18 protein-coding genes are annotated in these 22,640 nt (G+C 63.7%); 6 read left to right on the top strand and 12 right to left on the bottom strand.

Features of this window, described 5'->3' with window-relative positions; translation table 11 throughout:
• Positions 1-264 precede the first annotated feature (264 nt).
• Positions 265-1,608, top strand: coding sequence for a polysaccharide pyruvyl transferase family protein (locus tag EKH55_RS18240; RefSeq protein ID WP_151612204.1), 1,344 nt, complete (start codon positions 265-267; stop codon positions 1,606-1,608).
• On the opposite strand, the gene EKH55_RS18235 is transcribed toward EKH55_RS18240, so the two are convergent.
• The 3 genes from EKH55_RS18235 to EKH55_RS18225 are packed head-to-tail and all read right to left on the bottom strand — an operon-like array spanning position 1,543 to position 5,278.
• Positions 1,543-3,006: a lipopolysaccharide biosynthesis protein gene (locus EKH55_RS18235; protein WP_151612202.1), complete on the bottom strand. Its 1,464-nt coding sequence runs from the start codon at positions 3,004-3,006 to the stop codon at positions 1,543-1,545. The two genes, EKH55_RS18240 and EKH55_RS18235, sit on opposite strands and share 66 nt — an antisense overlap.
• Positions 3,003-4,184 carry a glycosyltransferase gene (locus EKH55_RS18230; RefSeq protein WP_151612200.1) on the bottom strand — a complete coding sequence of 394 codons (1,182 nt, stop codon included), beginning with the start codon at positions 4,182-4,184 and terminating at the stop codon, positions 3,003-3,005. The genes EKH55_RS18235 and EKH55_RS18230 overlap by 4 nt, the downstream gene beginning before the upstream one ends.
• Before the next feature lie 8 nt (positions 4,185-4,192).
• Positions 4,193-5,278 (bottom strand): glycosyltransferase, encoded by a 1,086-nt coding sequence (locus EKH55_RS18225; protein ID WP_151612198.1) that lies wholly within the window; start codon positions 5,276-5,278, stop codon positions 4,193-4,195.
• Positions 5,279-5,800: 522 nt separating this feature from the next.
• On the opposite strand from EKH55_RS18225, the gene ggt reads away from it, so the two are divergent.
• Together ggt and pcaD are read left to right on the top strand one after the other, a co-directional pair.
• Positions 5,801-7,546, top strand: a complete 1,746-nt coding sequence (gene ggt, locus EKH55_RS18220) for a gamma-glutamyltransferase (protein WP_151612197.1) — start codon at positions 5,801-5,803, stop codon at positions 7,544-7,546.
• A 204-nt stretch (positions 7,547-7,750) separates the two neighbouring features.
• Positions 7,751-8,563 carry a 3-oxoadipate enol-lactonase gene (gene pcaD, locus EKH55_RS18215; protein ID WP_151612195.1) on the top strand — a complete coding sequence of 271 codons (813 nt, stop codon included), beginning with the start codon at positions 7,751-7,753 and terminating at the stop codon, positions 8,561-8,563.
• Between the two features lie 18 nt (positions 8,564-8,581).
• On the opposite strand, the gene EKH55_RS18210 is transcribed toward pcaD, so the two are convergent.
• Entirely contained in the window at positions 8,582-10,525 is a 1,944-nt protein-coding gene (locus tag EKH55_RS18210; RefSeq protein ID WP_427915881.1) for a CHASE2 domain-containing protein, read from the bottom strand.
• 47 nt (positions 10,526-10,572) lie between these two features.
• On the bottom strand, positions 10,573-14,169 hold the full coding sequence (locus EKH55_RS18205) for a FecR domain-containing protein (RefSeq protein ID WP_151612192.1): 3,597 nt from the start codon (positions 14,167-14,169) through the stop codon (positions 10,573-10,575).
• 133 nt (positions 14,170-14,302) lie between these two features.
• Here EKH55_RS18205 and EKH55_RS18200 point away from each other — a divergent pair, with 133 nt between their 5' ends.
• Positions 14,303-14,848: a Pycsar system effector family protein gene (locus tag EKH55_RS18200; protein WP_069461050.1), complete on the top strand. Its 546-nt coding sequence runs from the start codon at positions 14,303-14,305 to the stop codon at positions 14,846-14,848.
• 9 nt (positions 14,849-14,857) lie between these two features.
• On the opposite strand, the gene EKH55_RS18195 is transcribed toward EKH55_RS18200, so the two are convergent.
• The 7 genes from EKH55_RS18195 to phnG form a co-directional block, all read right to left on the bottom strand.
• A complete protein-coding gene (locus EKH55_RS18195; protein ID WP_069461051.1) occupies positions 14,858-15,472 on the bottom strand; it encodes a DapH/DapD/GlmU-related protein in 615 nt (204 codons plus the stop codon).
• Positions 15,469-16,176 carry a phosphonate C-P lyase system protein PhnL gene (gene phnL / locus EKH55_RS18190; protein WP_151612190.1) on the bottom strand — a complete coding sequence of 236 codons (708 nt, stop codon included), beginning with the start codon at positions 16,174-16,176 and terminating at the stop codon, positions 15,469-15,471. The genes EKH55_RS18195 and phnL overlap by 4 nt, the downstream gene beginning before the upstream one ends.
• A gap of 64 nt (positions 16,177-16,240) precedes the next feature.
• Entirely contained in the window at positions 16,241-17,017 is a 777-nt protein-coding gene (gene phnK / locus EKH55_RS18185; RefSeq protein WP_151612188.1) for a phosphonate C-P lyase system protein PhnK, read from the bottom strand.
• Positions 17,014-17,907 carry an alpha-D-ribose 1-methylphosphonate 5-phosphate C-P-lyase PhnJ gene (locus EKH55_RS18180; RefSeq protein WP_151612187.1) on the bottom strand — a complete coding sequence of 298 codons (894 nt, stop codon included), beginning with the start codon at positions 17,905-17,907 and terminating at the stop codon, positions 17,014-17,016. The genes phnK and EKH55_RS18180 overlap by 4 nt, the downstream gene beginning before the upstream one ends.
• A 73-nt stretch (positions 17,908-17,980) precedes the next feature.
• Positions 17,981-19,102, bottom strand: coding sequence for a carbon-phosphorus lyase complex subunit (locus EKH55_RS18175; protein ID WP_192803837.1), 1,122 nt, complete (start codon positions 19,100-19,102; stop codon positions 17,981-17,983).
• 4 nt (positions 19,103-19,106) lie between these two features.
• Positions 19,107-19,712, bottom strand: a complete 606-nt coding sequence (phnH, locus tag EKH55_RS18170; protein WP_069461055.1) for a phosphonate C-P lyase system protein PhnH — start codon at positions 19,710-19,712, stop codon at positions 19,107-19,109.
• A complete protein-coding gene (phnG, locus tag EKH55_RS18165; RefSeq protein WP_151612185.1) occupies positions 19,712-20,185 on the bottom strand; it encodes a phosphonate C-P lyase system protein PhnG in 474 nt (157 codons plus the stop codon). Before phnG ends, phnH begins: the two co-directional genes overlap by 1 nt.
• A 100-nt stretch (positions 20,186-20,285) precedes the next feature.
• On the opposite strand from phnG, the gene phnF reads away from it, so the two are divergent.
• Entirely contained in the window at positions 20,286-21,020 is a 735-nt protein-coding gene (gene phnF, locus EKH55_RS18160) for a phosphonate metabolism transcriptional regulator PhnF (RefSeq protein WP_427915880.1), read from the top strand.
• 125 nt (positions 21,021-21,145) lie between these two features.
• Positions 21,146-22,540 (top strand): selenium-binding family protein, encoded by a 1,395-nt coding sequence (locus EKH55_RS18155; protein WP_069461058.1) that lies wholly within the window; start codon positions 21,146-21,148, stop codon positions 22,538-22,540.
• Positions 22,541-22,640: the final 100 nt, after the last annotated feature.

Genomic DNA, 22,640 nt, shown 5'->3' with positions numbered 1-22,640 from the left:
GATACGCTCATCCAATCTGGAGTCACCCATGGATGACCCGGTCCGAGCGGGGACTGGTATCAGCTTTCCCTGACGGTTTCTCCCGCCAAACGTGTGCTCTCCGGCGGACGGCAAACGCCTTCCGGCCATGAATTCACCAAAACTACGCGACAGAACCGCGGTCGCGGGACTTTCCGTCCGGTGCGGGAGCATCCTGCATTGGGCGAGCCGGCCGGCATGACCTTCCACGTCCGCAGGACATTTTTCACACGGGGATGACGAAACATGAAAGTTGTAGTCGAAAACACCGTCTGCCTGAACACGGGCGATGCGGCGATCCTGCTCGCGATCAGGCATATCCTGAAGACGCTGTTGGGTGATGCGGTCGATTTCGTGGTGTTCGACAGCCAGCCGGAGGTCGCGGCTAGGCTCTATCCCAAGGAGCATTATCCGGATATCGAGCTTCGCAAGCTCCCGTCGGAGTCCTTCTTCAAGTACAAGTACGACGACAACACCGTCAAGAATGCGCTGAAGCAGGTCTATAACCAGGCGGTCTTCCAAGCTCTGCGCCATGTCGGCAGCGGCAATTATCTCGACCGGCGTTTCTTCAGCGACGACGACCGCAAGAGCCTGGCGCTCTACAAGGATGCCGATCTGGTAATCACCACCGGCGGCACCTATCTCGTGGAGAACTATTCGCTCGAGCGACGCATCAACGAATTCAAGGTGGGCGAGATGCTCGGCAAAAGGCTGATCTTCTTCACCCAGTCGCTGGGGCCGTTCGAAAAGCCCTATAACCGCCGGATGCTGCAGCCGGTTTTCGCGCAGAGCCCCCTGATCCTGCTCCGCGACGAGCGCTCGCGCGAGCACATCGTCGATCTCGTCGACGATCCGGGGAAGTGCCATGTGGTTGCCGACGCCGTCTTCGCGCTCGCCGATGTCGAGCGGGTCAAGGCGCTGCTGATCGTCGGCCGCCCCGCGCCGAGCGGCCGCGTCGGCATTTCGGTGCGGCACTGGCATTACGTGAAGGACGGCGCCGGGGGCATGGACCGCTATATCGACTCCGTTCGCGAGATCGCCACGCGTCTCGTGCGCGATCATGGCAAGGAGGTCACCTTCATTTCCACCTGCCAGGGCGTGCCGGAATATGCCCATGACGATTCGAAGACGGCAGAGGTGATCGTCTCCGGTCTTGCCCCCGAAATCGCAAGCCACGCGACGGTCGACACATCCTTCCATACGCCCGAACAATTGATGGCGGTCGTCAAGGATTTCGATTTCGTCGTGGCGACGCGGATGCACATGATGATCATGTCGCTGTGCGTCGGCACGCCGGTGCTGCCGATCGCCTACGAGTTCAAGACGAAGGAACTCGCCAAGCGCATCGGCGTTGCCGACGTGCTGCTCGATATCGACACGGTGACGCCGGACGAGGCGAGCGCCAGGCTCGACCGCTTCGCCGGCAGTCTCGATCACTATCGCGCGGTGAGCCTCGAGGCGGTTGTCGAGGAGCATGCCTCGGCCATGTCGGCGGCGGATCTCATCCGCCCGCTGATCGAGGGTTCAACTGCGAACAGCGCCCAGCCCTCGCCTGAGGACGTCGAGCAGAACCTGGCGCGGCGGGCGTAGGACGAGCGCGAATACCAGCGCCGCCGCGTAGTTGAGGGCGATGGCGGAGCCGAGTGCAAGCATGTCGGAGGTTCCGGTCAGGGCCTCCGGCAGTAGCCCGTAGCCGAGCCAGGCGACGAGCGCCGATCCCAGAAAAAGGCCCTGCACCAGCAGGAAGTCGACTGCCGACACCGGACCGACGCGCTGCAGAAGCCATGCCAAAACCGGCACGCGCAGCACGTAGCCGCTCACCGCATAGGCGGCGGCGACACCGACCGCCCCCCATTTGAGGCCGACAGCGAAGGAGAGCACCGTCGTCAGCGACGAATAGATGCCCCAGCGGAACATCGTCTTCGTTTCGCCCTGGCAGATGAAGATCCAGCCGGTCGTGCTCGAAACCGGTTGCATGAGACTGGCGATTCCAAGCCAGGCGAAGATCGGCGCCACCGGCAGCCACTTTTCGCCGAAGAGGATACCGACGGTCGGCTCGGCCGCCAGGGTGAGTGCCGCGATACCGGGCATCGTGACGATCGCCAGCAGCCAGTTGGTTCGCAGATAGATGTCGCGGAAGCGCGCCTTGTCTTCCTGGATGCGGCTCATGAGCGGGATCATCACGCGTGACAGCGGCTGCGTGATGTTCTGCAGCGGAAACAGCAAGAGCTTGTAGGCGCGATCGTAGTAGCCGAGCTCGACGGCTCCGGCGAACTTGCCGATCAGGATGTTGTCGAGATTGCGCGAGAAGAAGTTGACGAGATTGAAGCCGGTGAGATTGGCTCCGAACGAGATTATGTCGCGGTCGATCCTGAAATCCGGGCGGCCGGGTATCCAGCGCGTCGACAGCCAGGCCGCCAGCAGCGCGACGCCGGCGGAGGCGGCGGGGCCGATCACCAGCGACCAATAGCCCATGCCGAGCCAGGCGGCTGCGGCGGTGACGAGGAGGCCTGCGACCGCAGCATAGACATCGTTCAGCGCCAATTGGCCGAACTTCAGATGCCGGTTCATCAGCGCCAGTGGCAGGGACGCAAGGCTGCCGAGAAGCAGCGGCAGGGCGGCGGCTACGGTGATCGCCGTCATCCGCGGATCACCGTAGAAGCTGGCAACGGCCGGCGACGACGCGACGACGACGAGCGTGCAGGCAAACCCGATGAGGGCGCTGATCCAGAAGACCTGGTTGAGTTGGCGCTCGCCGATGTCCTTGCGCTGGACGACGGCCTGCTGCAGTCCCAGATTCTGGAACAGTCCGACGAAGGCGACGATCGGGCTCACGGAGGCGACGAGACCGAAATCCTCCGGCGCCAGGAGCCGGGCGAGCACGACGACGGAAATGAACTGGATCGCCATGCGGACCGCTTGCGCGCCGCCGGTCACCAGGCCGCCGCGCAAGGCGAGACGTCCGAACTGAAGGTTTTCCTGATTCAAGCGGCCTGCCTCTTTTTGGCGAAGCGGCCGACGATGCCGGCGAATTCGTCGTCCAGACGCTCCGCGTCGAATTCCGCCTCGACCTTGCGCCGCGCCTGCCGGGCGATCGGTTCGCATCGCTCCGGATGCTCGGCGACGAAGCGGAGCCGGTTGGCGAGCGTCTCGAAATCCCTTTCAGGAGCGAGAAAGCCCGTCTTCTGGTCTTCGACCAGCTCGGGAATACCGGAGTGATCGGTGCTGACCACCGTCAGGCCGGCAGCCATCGCCTCCATCAGCGCCACCGGGATGCCTTCGACGTCGCCGTTGCTGGCGGTCACGCTCGGCAGGACGAAGGCGTGCGAGCGCCTCAGCCATTGCTTGACGTCGTCATGAGCTAGGCTGCCGAGGAAGGAGACGCGATCGGTGATCCCGAGTGTGCGGGCGAGCGCTTCCAGTTCCTTGCGCAAGGGACCGTCGCCGATAATGCGATAGTGCCAGGCAAGCTTCGGCGCGTCGATGGCAAGCCGTCCGAGGGCGCGGAGCGCAAATTCCACACCCTTCTTCTCGGCGAGCCGGCATACCGAAACCAATTGCAGCGACGCGTCGCGCCAGGACTTCCAGGCATAGGAGATGTTGTGCAGGTCGATGCCCATATGATGGACCGCGACCTTCTCCTCCGGGGCGCCGGCCCCGATCAGGGCGCGGCGGAAGAAGTCGTTCACCGTCAGGTTCAGCGTGCCGTGGCGGAAGAGGTCGCTGTAGCGGTCGAGATCGCTCTCGTGCATCGGCACGCCGACATCGTAGCCGTGAAAGATGGTGACGATCGGAGGAGTCAGCCGTTTCCATTTCTTCAGCCGGGCAGCACGGGCGCCATTGTGGCCGAAATGGGCGACGACTGCGTCGCAGCCATTCAGTCTCGCAACCGAGGTGAGGTCAAGGGCGGTGGAGACCTTGTCGTGGAGCTTCGGCGGCAGACGCCGCAACGCGGGCCGCGCGCGCGCCGCCGCGCCCCACCAGTCGCGGGTTCGCTCGAGAAGCGTCGCCAGGGGCTCCCGGCCGCTATTGGCGAGATGGCAGTCCGTGATGCCGTTGCAGACGACCTCGACCTCGAAACCGCGCTTGAGGAGGCCGACCATCTGGCCGATGACGAAGGTTTCCGACAGTTGTGGAAATTGTCCGACTACAAAACCGATGCGCATGCCTTGCCTCAGGAAGCCTTGCGTTCGGCGGAGCGGCTCAAGGCGGCCCGCTCGAGGACTTCGAGGAAGGCGGCGAACTGCCGCGCCGGCTGCATGAGCGGGCGCCCGGCGAAAGCCAAAGCGGCTTTCGACAGCCGCTGATATTCCGTCTCGTCGCTCCAGAGACGACGGATGGCGCCGGTCCATTCGTCGAGCGGGGCATCGTAATCGAGGACGATGCCGCCATCGCCGATCGCTTCCGGCAGTCCGCCGCGGCGCGAGCCGACCACCGGAATGCCGCTGCAATGGGCTTCGGAGGCGACCCGACCCCAGGCCTCCTCCCATTTGCTCGGCGCAAGCAGGATCTTCGTGCGACCATATATGGTTTTCATGTCGCTGGTGCGGTTTTCCAGCCGAACGTTCTTGAGTGGCGTGATAATCTTCTCGATTTCGGCTCGATGGTCGTCGGAAAGCTTCCAGCTCTCAACGAAGAGAAAGGGAATGTCCGGGCAATTCGCGGCGATCTGAACCGCGAGCTCGAAGCCCTTTTCCTTGTACGGATTGATGAAGGTCACGTAGTCCCGGGTCGTCCGTGTCTTGTAGGTTTCGGGATTGATCGTTGGCGGGATGACCACCGAATCAATGCCGAATCTCTGCTTGTAGGCCCGGGCGGTGAATTCCGAATTTGAGATATAGAGCGCGGAGGTCAGTTCGCGCAGGTCGCCGGCAAGCTCATGGAACTCGACATTTCTGAGATAAACGACCAGAGGCACGCCATGCGCCTCGAGCGCCTTGCCGATCGGTACGGATTTGTGACACTGCACGACCGCCACATCCGGCTGAAGTCTCCTGACGGCAACGGTTGCCGCCTCCCAGGGAAACCAGCCGCGAACGACCGGATAACCGGGAAAGCTGTCCATGACGCCGCGCTCGCCGGACAGCTTGAGCTTCAATCGCGCCTTGAAGCCGAAGAAGCCATCGCCGAACAGGGCGGCCAGCACACCTGCCTGGTGGCCGCGGTCGCGCAATTGCTGGACGAGATGGTGCGTGCTCGACTGAACGCCGCCGCTGAATTCGGGATAGTAACCATTGCCGCCGGCAAACAGAACCTTCATGCCGTTTCTTCTCCTTCATAGAGACGTTTTGCCGTGCCCGCTTGCACCCTCCCGATCAGCTAGGCGGACATGCACAAACGCCACAATGACGGCAATTGTTGGGTCGCCCGACGAGCGGGGGGTGCAACTTGCGATTTTGGCATGGATGCGTCAGGCGATCGACCGGCGGGCCGCGGGTCTCGGGGATATTCGGAGACCGGTTCATCCAGCCGCATGTGCTCAGTCCTCGATCGGGGTGACCGTAGCGAAGGGTGGCCGTCGCTGTGCTGCACCGCACAAGAGAGTGTCACGGCAGGCCCGTACAGTCAATCGAGTGTAAGCCTTTCGGATTAGCCCGAAAGGATTGATACGCACGGAGGCATTGACGCCGCGGACGAGCTGGCCGCAAATCAGGCAAGGGCGATGGCGAGGGGAGCGTGAAGTGCTCGCTTTCACGACTGCAATTTTTGATGATACAGTCCACGGTTGAAGAGACGATTTGAAGAGCCGGGCGCAGGCGCCTGAGCGAACCGGGAGGTGTGCATGCGCAGTTTCACCTGGAAGAGCCTGTCCTTTGCGCTGGTATTCGCGTGCGGTTCGGTCCCGCTGCAGCCGGGATGGGCAGCCTCGCCCGCTCCGGTCGCGGCCGAGCATGGCATGGTCGTAACGGCCCAGCACCTCGCCTCCGATGTCGGCGTCGAGGTGTTGAAGAAGGGCGGCAATGCGGTCGATGCGGCGGTCGCCGTCGGCTATGCGCTTGCCGTCGTCTACCCGACCGCAGGCAACATCGGCGGCGGCGGCTTCATGACGATCCGCTTCAAGGATGGCCGCACGACCTTTCTCGACTTCCGCGAACGCGCGCCGCTTGCCGCGACCAAGAGCATGTATCTCGACGACAAGGGCGATCTCGTCAAAGGCCTGAGCACCGAAGGCTATCTTGCCGTGGGCGTGCCGGGGCCGGTCGCAGGCTTCGAATTCGCCCGCAGCCGCTACGGCTCGCAACCGCTCAAGGAACTGATCGCGCCAGCGATCCGGCTTGCGCGCGAGGGCTTCGTGCTGGAGCAGGGCGATATCGGCGCGTTCGAGCGCGCGGCCAACCGGTTGGCAAAGGATCCGGCGGCCGCCGCGATCTTCCTGAAAGCCGACGGCAAGCCATTCGCCGTCGGCGAACGCCTGGTGCAGGTCGATCTGGCCGCTTCGCTCGCGAGCATTGCGGAGGATGGGCCGGACGCCTTCTACAAGGGGCAGATCGCCGACTTGATCGTCAAGGCGAGCGCGGAAAGGGGCGGCATCCTTTCAAAGCAGGATTTCGAGCGCTATCAGGTGCGCGAACTCGCGCCGGTCAAATGCAATTACCGCGGCTATGACATCGTCTCCTCGCCGCCGCCCTCCTCGGGCGGGGTGATCATCTGCGAGATACTGAACATTCTCGAGGGCTATCCGCTCACCTATCTCGGCTATGGTTCCGCCGGGACGGTGCATGCAATGGTGGAGGCGATGCGCCACGCCTATGTCGACCGCAATACGGCGCTCGGTGACCCGGATTTCGTCCAGAACCCGGTCGCGAAGCTCACCGACAAGGCCTATGCCCGCGAGATCCGGGCGAAGATCGACCCCTTCAGGGCGGGCATTTCCGAGGCGCTGACGCCGGCGGACTTTGCCGAAAGCAAGGAGACGACGCATTATTCGATCATCGACGACGAGGGCAATGCGGTTGCAGTCACCTATACGTTGAACGGCTCCTTCGGCGCCGGCGTCGTCGCGCCGGGAACCGGCATCCTGCTCAACAACGAGATGGACGATTTCACCGCCAAGCCCGGCGCGCCCAACCTTTATGGTCTCGTCCAGGGAGAGGCGAACGCGATCGCACCCGGCAAGACGCCGCTTTCCTCCATGAGCCCGACCATCATCTCCAAGGACGGCAAGCCCTTCATGGTGATCGGCAGCCCGGGCGGAGCCCGAATCATCACCATCACGCTGGAGGCGATCCTCAACGTGATCGATCACGGCATGAACATTCAGGAGGCGGTCGATGCGCCGCGCATTCATCATCAGTGGCTGCCGGACAAGGTGTACATGGAGCCCTATGCTCTTTCGCCCGATTCGCTGAAGCTGCTTTCGACCATGGGTCATAATGTTCAGGTCGACGAGAACTGGAAGATCTGGGGGCAGGCGACGGGCATCCTGGTCGGTGGAGGCAGCGTGAGCGAAATCGAGACCGGCGGCGGCGCGCGCTACAACGGCGCCGTCGACAGCCGCATCGGCGCCGGGGCGGCGAGGGGGTATTAAGGAGCCGAATGCACGTATGCGCCAATGACGCAAAAGGCCAATCAATGGAACCTTTTAGATGTGGCGTGCTTTCGACAAGCAGGGGCTTCGGCCCGCTGCAAAGTCCTGATCGTGATCACGGGGTGACCTTCTTCTCCACCGATCGTCGGGCGCGAAGCCGTGGTGCTCCGGATGAGCTTTTGAAGGCGGCGGAGGAAATCTGCGATGCAGTTCGCCCGTATCAATGACAACACGTTTCATTACCGATTGATCGGCGCCGTCACGGACAAGCCGGTGATCGTCTTCGTCAATGCGCTCGGCACGGATCTCCGCATCTGGCGCGATATAGTCATCGGGCTCGCCGGCGCCCATACCATGCTTCTCTACGACAAGCGCGGCCACGGCCTTTCCGATATCGGCCAGGTTCCCTATTCGATCGAGGAACTGGCCACCGACCTTGCCGGTCTTCTCGACCGGCTCGGGGTGAGACAAGCGATCGTCTGCGGGCTTTCGGTCGGCGGCCTGATCGCGCAGGCGCTCTATCAGCGCCGCCCCGACCTGGTGCGGGCGCTCGTGCTTTCCAACACCGCCCACAAGATCGGCACGGCCGAGATGTGGGACGAACGCATCGCCGCGGTCGAGAAAAAGGGGCTAGCGGCGATCGCCGACGGCGTGCTCGAGCGCTGGTTCACGCCGGCCTTCCGCCGGCCGGAAAACGCGGCCTTCGCCGGCTATCGCAACATGTTGGTGCGCCAGCCGGTGGCGGGCTATGTCGGCACCTGCGCCGCGATCCGCGACGCCGACTACACCGACGCGGCCGCGAAGATCGCCGTGCCGGTGCTCTGCATTGCCGGCGACCAGGACGGCTCGACGCCGCCCGACCTGGTGCGCTCCACCGCCCGGCTCGTTCCCGGCGCCCGCTTCGAGATCATCCGCGACGCCGGGCATATCCCCTGCATCGAACAGCCGGCGGCGCTGCTTGCGGTGCTGCGCGGCTTTCTCGCGGCAGCCGTGCGCGCCGCCCGAACGCGCCCGTGATGTGACGAGATTTCGGCACTACTGCACCAGCCGTCCCCGCTCGCTCTCGTAATAGCGCGCGAGCGATGGCAGGGCTGTCTTGAGCTCGTCGAACAGCCCGTCGTCTACCGTGATCTCGCCGCGATACTTTGCCTCGAGATAGGCGCGATGTCGGGCAAGCGCCACTGCCGTGACATTCTCGGCGACGGTGAAAACGGGCGAAACCGCGCTCCGACCCTTGACGCTGATCCGGTCGAGCTCGGCGATCGCATATTTTGAAGCGGCAAGCGCCGCAGTGCGTTCGCCGAGCAGCAGGGGGATGCCATAGTGCTTCGATGCGCCTTCCAGGCGAGACGCAAGATTAACGGCGTCGCCGAGCGCAGAATAGTCGAAACGGCGGGCGGAGCCCATGTTACCGACAATGCATTCGCCGGTATTGATACCGATGCCGATGCGAAGCCGGCGCGGCACGCCCCCGACGGCCCTGGCTTCGGCTTCGAGTTCGGCGTTGACCCGGGAGAGCGCGGCCAGCATATCGAGGGCCGCGGTGACGGCATGAAGCGCATGGTCCGGATCGTCGAGCGGGGCGTTCCAGAAGGCCATCAGGCAATCGCCAATATATTTGTCGATGGTGCCGCCCTGGTTCAGCACGGCGTCGGACAGCGGCGTCAAAAGGCGGTTGACCAGCGCCGTCAGGCCCTCCGGGTCGTCCTTCATGTCCTCCGCGATCGTCGTGAAGCCGCGAATGTCGCAGAAGAGAATCGTGAGCGTGCGCCGCTCTCCACCAAGCTTCAAGTGCGACGAGTCCTGCGCCAGCCGTTCGACCAGCGTCGGCGAGAGATATTGCGAGAAGGCGCGCGTGATCGCCCGCCGCCGTCGGCGCTCCTCGGCGTAGTCGAGGCCCGCCTGGCCGACCGCAACGCCGAAGAAGGCGAGTGCGGGGCCGATTGGCGAGACGAACAGATGCCCCAGACGGAGAAGCGCATAGCTCCCGACGATCATCAGGGCCAGGGCGAGGGTGCCGGCGCCGAGCGTTTTCCAGCTTGTCGCCTTGAAGACGGCAAACGCGGCCGCGAGCGCAGCGAAAACGGTGGCCGGGATGGCAATGCCGGCACCGGCCTGCCGGACGAACAGTCGGTGGACGAGATTGTCGTATATGGTCGCCTGGATCTCCGCACCCGCGACCAGGCTGCGCGAATGGACCGTGTCGGAGGTGGCGAAGGCGTCTATCCCGCCGCCGGCGATCGACGGAGCATTCTGGAGACTGAGGCCGACGATCACGACGCGGTCGCGGAAAACACCTTCGGGCAGGAAATTGGGTGGGTCCAGAGCTTGGTAATAGGAGAAGGTCGGATAGGTCCGCGGCGGACCGAAACTCTGGATCAGAGCATTTTGCGGAGGCGCGGCGGTTTCGCGCCCGGCGACACCGGCGAGGGCAAGGGCGAATCCATCCGGATAGGTCGGAACCTGCCGCAAGGTGCCGTCGCCGCTGAGATGGACCGAGGCGATGCCTACTTTCGCGCCCCATTCGATGAAGAGCGGCAGGGGTTCGGTGCGCACGAACTGTTCGGCCTGCGGCGTTTCGATCAGCGATAGGTCGCCGGCGAGCACGACGTCCGGACCGAGAGCGGTGGCGAGCGCCGCATCATTCTCAGCCGCCACCGCCGGCTCGGCAAAGACGATGTCGAAAGCGATCGCCCGCGCGCCCGCCTCCCGGAGCGCTTCGACCAGCCGGGCGTGGAGCGCGCGCGGCCAGGGCCATTGACTGCCGATCTCGGCCATTGACGGCTCATCGATAGCGACGATGACCGGTCCATCCGCAGGCAAGGATGGGCGTCTAAAGGTGGAGAAATAGTCGTAGACTCGAAGGTCCGCGAGCGTCCAGGCGCTGGTGAGCGAGGCAAGCGAGACGAGGATTGTGACAAAAATCGTGAGGGCGCCGAGCTTCGCTCTCCGGGTGGCGGAAAGCCGATCGGCACCCATCTGCCTGGGTGCAGCTCGAGCGGAAAGGGCCGGCCGGGGATCGTCCATCAGAACCGCACTCTGGCCGTGCCCTTCACGGTCGGTCCCCAGCCGGGCAAGCCGTTGCGGAGTTCGAATTCTTCGTCAAGCAGGTTGAAGCCGGCGAGCTCCACGTCGATGCGTTTGTCGAAGGGTTCCCACTTTAGTGTCGCGTCGAGCGTCCAGAAGTCGTCGAGCGTCGCGGCAAGATCTCTGCGCTCGCCGACATAATTCGCAGCGATTGTTGCTTTGACATTAGCGGTGTTGACCCAGGTCAGCGCCACTTGGGCAGCATTTTCCGGCAGAAAGGGAAGATCGCCACTGCTCCCCGCCGAGAGGTTTTCGCTTGCCATGCGGGCCAGGGTCGCAGAGAGCCCGAGGCCGTGGCCAAGTGCGAGATTTGCGGTCAGCGCCACGCGATCGGCTCTAGCCTTGTCGAACACAAATTCCGTCGTCGAGAATGGAACATTGACCGAGCCTCCGCGAATTTCCTGATGCTGATAATCGACCGCGGTGAAGAACCGCTCGTTCCATTCGGCGTCCCAGTGGAGTGCCAGCGTGTCGGCATATCCGGTGGGGCCAATCAGGAATTGGTTGGGCTGCAGACCGACGATGCCGATCGGCGCGAGCGTCGCCGCGCCGAAGCTATAGCCTTCGCGTTGGACAGCCGCACGCAGCCAGTGGCCTTCGGTCGGCGCCCAGGCGACCCCGAGCTGCGGCTCAAGTCTGGTATGGTTGTCATTGACGTCCTCGATGTAGCGGGCAAACAGTGCGCCTTCGACCTTGAGGTCGGGCGCGATCTCGTAAAGCCCATTTACATAAGCCTTCGCCACCGCCCGCACAGATGACTCGAAGGAAGGTGGGAGTGGCAGTACCGGTGGAAAGATGAGGCTGGCACGAGTCGCGGTGTCGGTCCGGACTCTTCCACCTTCAGCGCCATAACGCCACGTCAGGTCTCCAACGCCGTACATGTGATTGACCGCGGCGACGTATGTTCGCTCCTTTGCCTCGACATCAAGGCTGCTCCCGGCGCCGACCGCGTCGCGAATGGTGACGCTATCGTCGGTACGAAGTTCCTTGAAAAACAGGGCGGCATTGCCGACACTGCGGTAGTCGAATGTGTGACTCCAGGCGAGGCCGGAAATGACCCCGGAGGAATTGTCGCCTATGTTGACGTCCGGCGGAGCGGGCAGAAATTCCTGGAACTCGTCCACGTCCGAATAATTCGCGAAGCTCACGATGCGGTCGTCGGGAGTTGGACTGGCCGTGACGTAGCCATTGCCACCGACGATTCGCAATTCGCGCTCCATGCGCCCTCCCGCGAGATCTACCGTGTCCCTCGGCTCCTCCCATTGGAACGTGCCGTAGACGCTGATCGGGAACGGGGATAGCGTCAATCCGCGGATCGCCGCTTCTCCTATCCAGCCGGTATGATCTTCATTGGCGATGAAGCCGCCGCCAAGCTCCGCCTCCAGGAACGGCGAGCGCAGCAGGTTGGCCGTGCGCTCGCGGCTTGCCAGCATGTGCGGCTCGATCAGCAGCCCCTGGACGAGTGCGGAGAAACTGGTGGGATTGACCGTGTTGGCGATCGCGTCCGCGGCGAAGTCGTAATTGTTGAAGAACGGATTGACGCTGCCGTGCACTGCCTGGTCCACGTAGCTTGCGCCGGTGAAGGGATCAAAGACAACATCGCCGTAATACTGGCCCCAGGCGTCGAGACCCTGCAGGCGGAAGGCGTCGTTAAGCGTCGATCCCGCTTCCTGGTTGGCACCAAGGGCCGCCGTGTCGCCGCCTTGCGCCCGGACGCGTCGCATGAAGTCCTGGGCGTTGCGGATCGCTGCATCCGCGTCATAGGCATCGATGGCGATGGCCGTGCGGACCTGCGCGACGACGGGATCATTGAGGTCGAGCCTGTCTGCGTTGTCGAGTGCCTGGGCGGCCGGTATCCGGTCGCCCTTTTCGTAATGGGCGGCCGCGAGCAGGAGTTGGGCATTGGAATAGGCCGGGTTGGCGGTCGAGCCGGCGAGCAGATCTTCAACCGCCTTGTCCATGTTCCCGTTCTGCATGTGATATCGCCCACGCGCAACCAGCATCACATCGAAGGAAGGATCGATCGCCAGCGCCGCATCGATCTCGCGTTTGGCTTCGGCGAGCCGCAATTCGTCCAGGTACTGGATCGCAAGATTGGCGTGATAGAGCGGGTCTGCCGGATCGAATTCCATCGCCTTCCTGAGCGCCCTTTCAGCGGCGCGGCGGTTACCCCGCTCGCCTTGAACGAGGGCGATCGAATTCCAGATCGACGGAGAACCGGGCGCGGTCATCAGCGCCCGCTCGAGATCGGCAAGCGCGCCTTCTTTGTCGTTTTCGATGTGGAGTCGATAGTTCGCGCGCGCTTCGAGTGCAGTCGGATCGTCCGGATCGATCGCCAGCGCCCTGTCGATGCCGTCGCGCATCTCCTCACGATCGTCGAGCAGCATCGCAAATTGCGCGCGGGCGGCGGGTAGAGTGGCATCGTCCGGGTTCTGCCTTTCGGCTCTTTTGAGTGTCTCGATCGCGGCACGGATATCGGTCCGGAACCCCGCCGTCCAAGCCGCGGCCAGCGCGCCATAGGCGCCGGCCGCTTGACGGGGAGGATCCTCGACCCGGTCGGGATTGGCAAGCGCGCGGGCGAAATATCCGCCATAGTCGGCGATGGGGCGGCGTTTGGCGTCGAGCCCAGGCGCTGCCTCTGCAAACAGCCTGGCCGCATCGTCCTGGCGGTTCTCGGAGCCGGCAATGAGCGCCTCTATCAGCGTGGCACGCGCGGTCTGCGACCGATCAAGGCCTCGTCGCCGCGCCTGATCGACTGCAGCCAGCGCCTTTTGTCGCCCGTCGAGCGTCAGGTGGATTTCGGCCAGGGTCAGCCAGTCCTCGGCGGTCCGGGAGGACGCCGGTTGCGCCTCGATCCGCCCGCGTTCCCGACGCATATCGGAGACCTTAAGCGGCGAAGGCGGCATCCAGACGAAGGCATCGCGCAGGGACAGATGGAAGAGCATCTGCTCGCGGTCTTTCGGGGTAACGATGACGATCTTGGTCGGCGCGCTGCCGATTGCCGCCACCGCGCCCTCGCCCTGCTCAACCGTTACGCTACCAAAGGCGTTTTTCAGTTCGACCACGCCTTCAAGGACGATGAGCGAGGTCTTGCCGTCGGCACCGACGGTCAGCGTCCAATCCGTGCCGCGAATGGCAGCGGTTGCGGCGGGCGTGTCGACCGCAAGGCCGTCGCCGCCGCGTTCGGCGCGTGCCCAGATCGTGCCCGACTGCAGTTCGAGACTGGTGTCGCCCTGGCCGATCTCTTTGACGCGGAGGGCCGTGTTCCGCCCCAGCCGGATCTGCGTCCGGTCCGCAAAGAGCACGGCGAGCGCACCGGTGGCGTTGGTTCGCAGAACGTCTCCGGCCAGGAGGTCCTGGGCGAGATCGACGATCTGCCAGTTGGATACGTCGACGAAGCGCACTTCCTCGCCGGCCTTGCGGGAGATGACGGAGCCGGCGACAGGCGTCGGACGCGGCAACCGCTCGGCAGACGCCGGTCCTGACGCAACAAGTGCGATTGCGGCCAGGCATGCCCCTTTAAGTGTCGCCCGCATCAGCGATTTATCCCCTCGTTGCATGAATCCAGTGGAATTCGGCGGGCGAAAAGTCAAGATCGCTCTTTTGGGCAGGATTGTTTTATTGCGACGGTGTAATAAAGCTGAAACAGCACATGAGGGGTTGTTGGCGATGAGCGCGGGCGGAAACCTGCTTAAACTGGACGGCGCGGCCGAATGTCTGAGTACCCGCGATGCGGGGCCGGAATATTACGATCACATCCGCAAAATCAACGACATTTTTTATGATCAGATCAAGATGTCAGATCAGAAGGCAGCCTATATCTTCACTTTCATGTTCGCTTTTTTAATTTCTTCGCAAGAAGGAAGGGGTGTCTTTACATGGCATCGCTATGTAGGGGGCGAGTCATTGCCGATGGTATTGTCGGCCGTCTTGGCGCTGGCATCGATCGTTACAATCATATCGGCAATTCTCGTCGTCTTGCCGCGGAAGAGCGCCACGTCGACCACTTTGTTCTGGGGTGCCTGGCCGGCCCATCGTGCCGGTTTTCTGGAGGCCGCGGGTGGCGGCGACCGATCCTATCTCCTGCGCCAGTACGTCGAGAATGCCGATGTGCTTTCGGCGATCGCCTGCAGCAAATACCGCTGTGTGGCTTTTGCCTTCCGCGCCCTGCTCGTCACCGTCATCTGCTATGTCTGTCTCCTCGCCGTGAATTAGCCCAACGGGTCACCCGTAGCGCATCAAAAACTCTTCAGCCGAGAGGTGACGGAAATCGTCGAGCGCGCGCCGCAGCCTGGCATGGTCCCAATCCCACCAGGCAACCCGGTCCATGGCCTCGCCGATCTCCGCGGTAAAGCGCGCGCGGATGAGTTTGGCGGGCACGCCGCCGACGATCGTGTAGGCGGCGACGTCCCTGGAGACGACGGCGCCGGCGCCGATCACCGCGCCATTGCCAATGGTCACGCCGGGAAGGATCGTGGCGCCATGGCCGATCCAGACATCATGGCCAATGGTGACGCGGTTCTGGCGACGCCAGGCGAAAAGGTCGTGATCCGGCTCGGCGTCGTCCCAATACATTGGGGCGCGATAGGTGAAATGATGCAGCGTCGCGCGCCATGTCGGATGGTTGGTGGCGTTGATGCGCACGGCCGCGGCGATGTTGACGAACTTGCCGATGGTTGCGCACCAGATCGAGCCGTCCTGCATGATATAGGAATAGTCGCCGAACTCGACTTCCTCGAGGCGCGAGCGCTCCTGGATTTCCGTATAGTGGCCGAGCGTCGAATTCACGACGCCCGCGGTCGGATGGATAAAGGGTTCGATGCCCAGTCTCTTGCTCATGCGGCACTTTTCCTCGGCGAGAACTGCGACACGTCGATGGTACGGTCGGCGACGGCGTCGCGTACTTCCTCGTCGTGGAATATGCCGACGAGCGCCGTGCCGTCGGCCTTCTTCGCGGCGATCATTTCGACGACGACGGCACGATTCCTGGCGTCGAGCGAGGCGGTTGGCTCGTCGAGCAGCAGGATCTTGTGGTCGGTAATGAAGCCGCGGGCGATGTTGACGCGCTGCTGCTCGCCGCCGGAAAAGGTGGCGGGCGGCAAGTCCCAGAGGGCCTTCGGCAGGTTGAGTGTCGACAGCAGCTCCGCCGCCCGTTCGCGCGCCTCCTCGATCGCGACCCCGCGCCCCTGCAGGGGTTCGGCCACGATGTCGAGGGCGGAGACGCGCGGCACGACGCGCAGGAACTGACTGACATAGCCGAGCGTGATTCGGCGGATTTCAAGCACCAGGCGCGGCTCGGCCGCGGCGAGGTTCACGAGTCCACCGTCATGTCCCATCAGGATCTGGCCTTCATCGACGCCGTAATTGCCGTAGAGCATCTTCAGGATCGAGCTCTTGCCGACGCCTGAAGGACCGCCGAGAACGACGCATTCGCCGGCCTTGACGGAAAAGGAGACGTTATCCACCACCGGCAGGCGGACCCCATCGCGCAGGTGCATGGTGAAGCTCTTGGAGACTTCTGAAACAACAAGCGGAGTAGCCATGATTTTCATTCTCCTTGCCGCATGAACTGTCCGTGATCGGGGTTCCGCCTTTCGGCATCATGCGTCAGACCTGCAGGATCGATGAGACGAGAAGCTGCGTGTAGGGCTCGCGCGGATCGTCGAGAACCCGGTCGGTGAGCCCCTGTTCGATAACGGCGCCGTCCTTCATCACCATCATCCGGTGCGACAGGAGGCGTGCGACGGCGAGGTCGTGCGTGACGATGATCGCCGAGAGCCCCAGGTCGTGGACGAGCCCGCGCACGAGGTCGAGCAGTCGGGCCTGCACGGAGACGTCGAGGCCGCCGGTCGGCTCGTCCATGAAGACCAGGCGCGGAGAGGTTACGAGATTGCGGGCGATCTGAAGGCGCTGGCGCATGCCGCCGGAAAAGGCGCGCGGCTGGTCGTCGATCCGATCCTCTCCGATCTCCACGCGTTTCAGCCAATCGCCGGCGGTGGCGCGGATCCTGCCATAATGCCGGCCGCCGACCGCCATCAGTCGTTCACCCACGTTGGCGCCGGCCGAGACCGTCATCCGGAGCCCGTCGGCCGGGTTCTGGTGTACGAAGCCCCAGTCGGTACGCATCAGGAAGCGGCGCTCCGCCTCGCCCATGCGCGCCAGATCGCCGTACCGGCCGTCACGCATGCGGTATTCGACAATGCCGGAGGTCGGCATCAGCCGTGTAGACAGGCAGGAGAGCAGCGTGGTCTTGCCGGAGCCGGACTCGCCGACGATCGCAAGCACTTCGCCTGGATAGAGCTCAAAGGAGACATTGCGGCAGCCGATGCGGCTCCCATAGAACTTCGACACGTCGTTGACTTTGAGGAGCGGTGCAGCGCTCATCGGGCGGCCTCCTTTCCTAGATGCTCGGGGCGAGCGAGCATGGGGCCGGCATGACCATGGGCCCGCCGGTCCTCGCAATGGTCGGTGTCGGAGCACACGAACATGCGTCCGCCCTTGTCATCGAGCACCACCTCGTCGAGATAGACGTTTTCGGCGCCGCACAGCGCGCAAGGTCTGTCGAAGGTCTGAATTTCGAAGGGATGGTCCTCGAAATCGAGGCTTACGACCTCGGTAAAGGGCGGCACCGCATAGATGCGCTTCTCGCGGCCGGCGCCGAAAAGCTGCAGCGCCGCGGACATATGCATCTTCGGATTGTCGAATTTCGGGGTCGGCGAGGGGTCCATGACATAGCGGCCCTCGACCTTTACCGGATAGGCGTAGGTGGTGGCGATATGGCCGTTGCGGGCGATGTCCTCGTAGAGCTTCACATGCATGAGGCCGTATTCTTCGAGCGCATGCATCTTGCGCGTTTCGGTCTCGCGCGGCTCAAGGAAGCGCAAGGGTTCGGGGATCGGGACCTGATAGACGAGCGTCTGGCCGTCCCTGAGCGGCTCCTCGGGGACGCGGTGGCGCGTCTGGACGATCGTCGCCTCCTTCGTTCTCGTGGTGACCGCGACATTGGCGACCTTCTGGAAGAAGGCTCGGATCGAGACGGCATTGGTCGTGTCGTCGGCGCCCTGGTCGATGACCTTTAGCACATCGTCAGGCCCGAGGATCGCGGCGGTGACCTGCACGCCGCCGGTGCCCCAGCCATAGGGCATCGGCATTTCGCGCGAGGCAAAAGGCACCTGATACCCGGGAATGGCGATCGCCTTCAGGATCGCCCGTCGGATCATCCGCTTCGTCTGTTCGTCGAGATAGGCGAAATTGTAGGTGGCGAGGTCGTTCATTCCGCCTTACCCCTTTTCAACGTGCCATTGATTGCCGCAAGCTGTCGTGGCGCAGGTGAGATGGGTATGGCTGTCATTCCGGCTGTCCTCGATGGCTCCGGCGGCTGCGCCGCCTGTCGTCGGCATTGCCGGCGTCCTCGTATTCACGGCGCATGCGGCGCACCAGGTCGAGTTCCGCCTGGAAGTCGACGTAATGCGGCAGCTTCAGATGTTCGACGAAGCCCGTCGCCAGGACGTTGTCGGCATGCGAGATGACGAATTCCTGGTCCTGGGCGGGCGCGACGATATCCTCGCCGAACTCGTCGGTCCTGAGCGCCCGGTCCACGAGCGACATGGACATGGCCTTGCGCTCGCTCTGACCGAAGACGAGGCCATAGCCGCGGGTGAATTGCGGCGGCTCGCTCGCCGACCCCTTGAACTGATTGACCATCTGGCATTCGGTCACGCGGATTGTCCCGAGCGAAACGGCGAAGCCAAGCTCCGGCAGGTCGATTTCTACCTCGACTTCGCCGATGCGGATCTCTCCGACGAAGGGGTGGGTGCGGCCGTAGCCGCGCTGGGTGGAGTAGGCGAGCGCCAGGAGGAAGCCCTCGTCGCCGCGGGCGAGCGCTTGCAGGCGGAGATCGCGCGCCATCGGGAACTCCATCGGCTCGCGGGTGAGGTCGCCCGCGAGGTGGCCTTCCGGCATCTCTCCGTCGCCCTCGATCAGTCCCTGGCCGTCCAGAATGTCGGAGACGCGCATGACCGCTTCGCCCGGCTCCTTGCGGGCCGGTTCGACGACGGGCTCATCGCCGATCAGCGACGGGTCGAGCAGGCGGTGGGTATAATCGAAGGTCGGCCCGAGGAGCTGGCCACCAGGCAGGTCCTTGTAGGTTGCCGAGATGCGCCGTTCGATCTTCATCTTCGCCGTGTCGATCGGCCGGGAAGAAGCGAAGCGGGGCAGGGTGGTGCGGTAGGCGCGCAGGATGAAGATCGCCTCGATCATGTCGCCGCGCGCCTGGCGCACGGCGAGGGCGGCAAGCGACCGGTCGTAGAGCGAAGCTTCCGCCATGACGCGGTCGACGGCCAGGCCGAGCTGCTCGATGACCTGTTCGATGGTGATCGCCGGCAGCGCGCGATCGCCGCGGCGGCGGTCGGCGAGCAGGCGGTGGGCATTGGCGATGGCGGCTTCCCCACCCTTGACGGCTACATACATGCTATCACTCCTCGGTCGACAGCCTGGTCGTGCGCGGCAGGCAGAGAACGCCTTCTTCGGTCGTCAGCACCAGGTCGACCCCGCGGGGGAAGATCGCCCGGTTGGCGGCCCAGAGATCGAGGAAGACGTTGGGCAGCCCTTTCGGCGCAACGACGGCCTCGCCCTTGATACCCGGCCCGTGCGCGGTCATTCGGCGCCCGCCGGTCAGGGCCTCGACCTCGATCACCAGGGTCGTCGAGCGATCGGGATATTCCTGCGAACCGAGCGCGTATTGGTCGAAGCCCGGAATGGGGCCCCCTTTGTCGATGAAGGCGAAGCGGGCCTCGGCCTTGACTTCAGTGAGCCCAGCGCCCGTATGGAAGGCGATCCATTGCGGCACCGCGGATCTGGAGAGCGCCGGAGAGAGCCAGACGGGGGTATCGTAGTCGCAAAGCGTGAGCGCGACCGCACCGCTGACCTGGCCGAGCGGAGACGGCGGTTCGGCGGGCGCCGAAAGGCGTCCGATGGAGCCGGGCCGGGCGAAGCAGTCCATCAGGATGCGAAAGACCGATTGTGCCGAAAAGACCGGGTCGGCAAAAGCGCCGGCATAGATTTGCGACTGGGCGCCCATCAATCTTCTCCGCGGACCATGGTGAAGAAATCGACGCGGGTCGCAGCCGTTTCCTCGGCCTTGCGGCGTTCCTCTGCCAGAAGGCGCGCCGCGATCTGCCGGTGCAGTGCTTCGACGGCGGGTTTGTAGGCCGGGTTCTGATAGATCGCGTCGAAGATCGCCGCAAGGCGGGCGCACTCCTTGTCGGTTCCGAGCAATTGTCCATGACCGATCTCGCCGCTCGAAAGCCGGACCGTCGCACGGGTCACCGTCGCCTCGCCGAGGTTGAACGGGTTGCCGCCACCGCCGATACGGCCGCGCACCATGACGAGGCCTGTTTCGGGGCCGCGCACCGCGGCCACTTCCGGCTTGTCGGCGATTGCCTGCCAGGCGGTGGCGAGCTCGGCACGCGTGGCGCGGGCGAGAAGCCGCATGGCGTCGCGCCGTTCGGCAGCCGGTTCCGCAAGTCGGCCATGCTTTTCCGTCGCGTTCATGCTCATACCTTCAAATGTCTATTGATCTAGACAAGTATACATCTTATGCTTTTTCTTAGCCTTCGCAAATGACAGGCCTGTGACATCGGGGAAGAAAATGGTGGCAAGGAAGGCCGTGGAGCGGCAGACGGGGGTTGCGCTCTGGCGGCAGATCGCCGACCGCGTAAGACTTGCGATCAGCAACGGTGACTACGACGCGACGGGAATGGTGCCGCCGGAGACGGCGCTGGCGCGCGAGTTCGGCGTCAACCGTCACACGGTGCGCAGTGCGTTGGCAGCGCTTGCAGAAGAGGGGCTGGTGCGCGCCGTGCAGGGGCGCGGCACGCTGATCGAGCGCAAGGGCCGGGTGACGTATCCGATCTCCCGGCGGACCCGTTTTTCTGCAGGGCTCGGCGGTCAGGTAAAGGAAATCGGCTCACAACTGCTTGCTCACAGGGAGGTGCAGTCAAGCAGCGAAGTCGCGGCCGCTCTCGCGCTTCCGCCGGGCGCCGTCGTGGTGGAACTGCAGACGGTCAGCAGCGGCGACGGGCGGCCTCTCTCGGCGACCATCGCCTATTTTCCGGCCGGTCGGTTTCCCGAGATGGCGCAGCGATATGCGCGCCTCGGTTCCGTCACCAAGGCCTTCGCGGCACAAGGGCTCGACGACTATGTTCGCGTCTCGACGGACATTGTCGCCCGGCACGCCGATGCGGAGGAGCTCAAGCTGCTCAAGCTCTCGGCCGGCGCAATCGTCATCGAGGCGCTCTCGGTCAACGCTGACGTGGAGGGACGGCCCGTCGAATACTCGCGCACGCGCTTCGCCGCCGATCGGATGAAGTTCAGGATCGAGACTTAGATCACTGATCCTCGCTCCGCCTCGGCCGATTGTGGCAATGGCGCCGCATTTCCGACGAGTTTTTGCCGCATCTGTTAAATCCCGCATCAGGATCCACGCATTGTCTTCTTTTGGGGAGAACAGAAATGGCGACGTGGCGACCCGATCCTTCCTTTTACCCATCACCGCGCATGGCTGCAAAGGCACCGAAGGAGACCCTTGCCTATGTTGCCGCCTTCGACCCGGACCGGAAGCGGCCGGACGCGATCGCGGTAGTCGACGTCGATCCCGCGTCATCGACCTACTCGCAGATCGTCGGGCAGGTCGAGATGCCGAATGTCGGGGACGAGCTTCACCACTTCGGCTGGAATGCCTGCTCGTCATGCCTTTGTCCCAATGCGCCGCATCCGCATGTGGAGCGCCGCTACCTCGTCGTACCGGGATTGCGGTCGTCGCGGCTCCACATCATCGACACCAAGCCGGACCCCAGGAAGCCTGAGATCGTCCGCGTCATTGAGCCGTCGGAGATTGCCGAAAAGGCGAACTATTCACGACTGCACACGATTCATTGCGGCCCGGAGGGCATCTATGTCAATGCACTCGCCGACCGCGACGGCAACGCGCCCGGCGGCATCTTCCTGCTCGACCACGACAGTTTCGACGTGCTTGGGCAGTGGGAGATGGATCGCGGGCCGCAGAAGCTCGCCTATGATTTCTGGTGGCATCTCGGCCACGACACGATGATCACCAGCGAGTGGGGAACACCCGACACTTTCGAGAACGGCCTCGTTCCCGAGGTGTTGCTCGCTTCGAAATATGGGCGGAGGCTGCATTTCTGGGATCTCACCAGGCGCAAGCACGTGCAGGAGATAGATTTCGGTGAGGAGCATCAGCTCGTCTTCGAACTGCGCCCGGCCCACGATCCAACCAAGGCCTATGGCTTCGTCGGCTGTGTCATCAGCCTGAAGGACCTCTCCGCCTCGATCTGGACCTGGTATCGCGAGGGCGATCAATGGGCGGTGAAGAAGGTGATCGAGATCCCGGCGGAGCCCGCCGATCCCGACCTCCTGCCGCCCGTGCTGAAAGGTTTTCAGGCCGTGCCGCCGCTCGTCACCGACATCGATCTCTCGATGGACGATCGTTTTCTCTATGTCTCCTGCTGGGGCACCGGCGACATGATCCAGTACGACGTTTCCGATCCGTTCGCGCCGAAGGAGGCCGGCCGTGTGCGGATCGGCGGGATCGTCGCGCGCGCGAGCCATCCGAAGGCTTCGAATGGCGCACTCAACGGCGGGCCGCAGATGGTGGAAATCAGCCGGGACGGCAAGCGCATCTATTTCACCAACTCGCTCTATGGCGCGATCGACCCGCAATTCTATCCGGAAGGCATCGATGGCTGGATGGTTAAGCTCGACGTCGGCGATGATGGCGGCATAGCGGTCGACGAAAAATTCTTCATCGATTGGCCGAAGGGTCACCGGCCCCATCAAGTTCGGTTGGAAGGCGGCGATTGCTCCTCGGATTCCTACTGCTATCCTTGAGGCGAGAGCGGTGCTGTTGAAGGAGAGCGGTGGCCCCTCATCCGGCCTGCCGGCCACCTTCTCCCCGCCCGCGGGGAGAAGGTGTATCCTCGCCGTCTCA

Origin of the sequence: Sinorhizobium alkalisoli (genome assembly GCF_008932245.1) — a bacterium.
In the GTDB taxonomy this organism is placed as follows: Bacteria; Pseudomonadota; Alphaproteobacteria; order Rhizobiales; family Rhizobiaceae; genus Sinorhizobium; species Sinorhizobium alkalisoli.
Note: the sequence above shows the minus strand (reverse complement) of the source record. Positions and strands in the feature narration are given on the sequence as shown.

What these genes read in the sequence shown, in the direction of transcription:
- phnK (WP_151612188.1), bottom strand. Translation starts at nt 17,017, where the DNA reads ATGAGCGCTGCACCGCTCCTCAAAGTCAACGACGTGTCGAAGTTCTAT.
- EKH55_RS18195 (WP_069461051.1), bottom strand. Translation starts at nt 15,472, where the DNA reads ATGAGCAAGAGACTGGGCATCGAACCCTTTATCCATCCGACCGCGGGC.
- EKH55_RS18180 (WP_151612187.1), bottom strand. Translation starts at nt 17,907, where the DNA reads ATGAACGACCTCGCCACCTACAATTTCGCCTATCTCGACGAACAGACG.
- ggt (WP_151612197.1), top strand. Translation starts at nt 5,801, where the DNA reads ATGCGCAGTTTCACCTGGAAGAGCCTGTCCTTTGCGCTGGTATTCGCG.
- pcaD (WP_151612195.1), top strand. Translation starts at nt 7,751, where the DNA reads ATGCAGTTCGCCCGTATCAATGACAACACGTTTCATTACCGATTGATC.
- EKH55_RS18155 (WP_069461058.1), top strand. Translation starts at nt 21,146, where the DNA reads ATGGCGACGTGGCGACCCGATCCTTCCTTTTACCCATCACCGCGCATG.
- EKH55_RS18225 (WP_151612198.1), bottom strand. Translation starts at nt 5,278, where the DNA reads ATGAAGGTTCTGTTTGCCGGCGGCAATGGTTACTATCCCGAATTCAGC.
- EKH55_RS18230 (WP_151612200.1), bottom strand. Translation starts at nt 4,184, where the DNA reads ATGCGCATCGGTTTTGTAGTCGGACAATTTCCACAACTGTCGGAAACC.
- phnG (WP_151612185.1), bottom strand. Translation starts at nt 20,185, where the DNA reads ATGAACGCGACGGAAAAGCATGGCCGACTTGCGGAACCGGCTGCCGAA.
- EKH55_RS18175 (WP_192803837.1), bottom strand. Translation starts at nt 19,102, where the DNA reads ATGTATGTAGCCGTCAAGGGTGGGGAAGCCGCCATCGCCAATGCCCAC.
- phnH (WP_069461055.1), bottom strand. Translation starts at nt 19,712, where the DNA reads ATGGGCGCCCAGTCGCAAATCTATGCCGGCGCTTTTGCCGACCCGGTC.
- EKH55_RS18210 (WP_427915881.1), bottom strand. Translation starts at nt 10,525, where the DNA reads ATGGGTGCCGATCGGCTTTCCGCCACCCGGAGAGCGAAGCTCGGCGCC.
- EKH55_RS18240 (WP_151612204.1), top strand. Translation starts at nt 265, where the DNA reads ATGAAAGTTGTAGTCGAAAACACCGTCTGCCTGAACACGGGCGATGCG.
- phnL (WP_151612190.1), bottom strand. Translation starts at nt 16,176, where the DNA reads ATGGCTACTCCGCTTGTTGTTTCAGAAGTCTCCAAGAGCTTCACCATG.
- EKH55_RS18205 (WP_151612192.1), bottom strand. Translation starts at nt 14,169, where the DNA reads ATGCGGGCGACACTTAAAGGGGCATGCCTGGCCGCAATCGCACTTGTT.
- EKH55_RS18200 (WP_069461050.1), top strand. Translation starts at nt 14,303, where the DNA reads ATGAGCGCGGGCGGAAACCTGCTTAAACTGGACGGCGCGGCCGAATGT.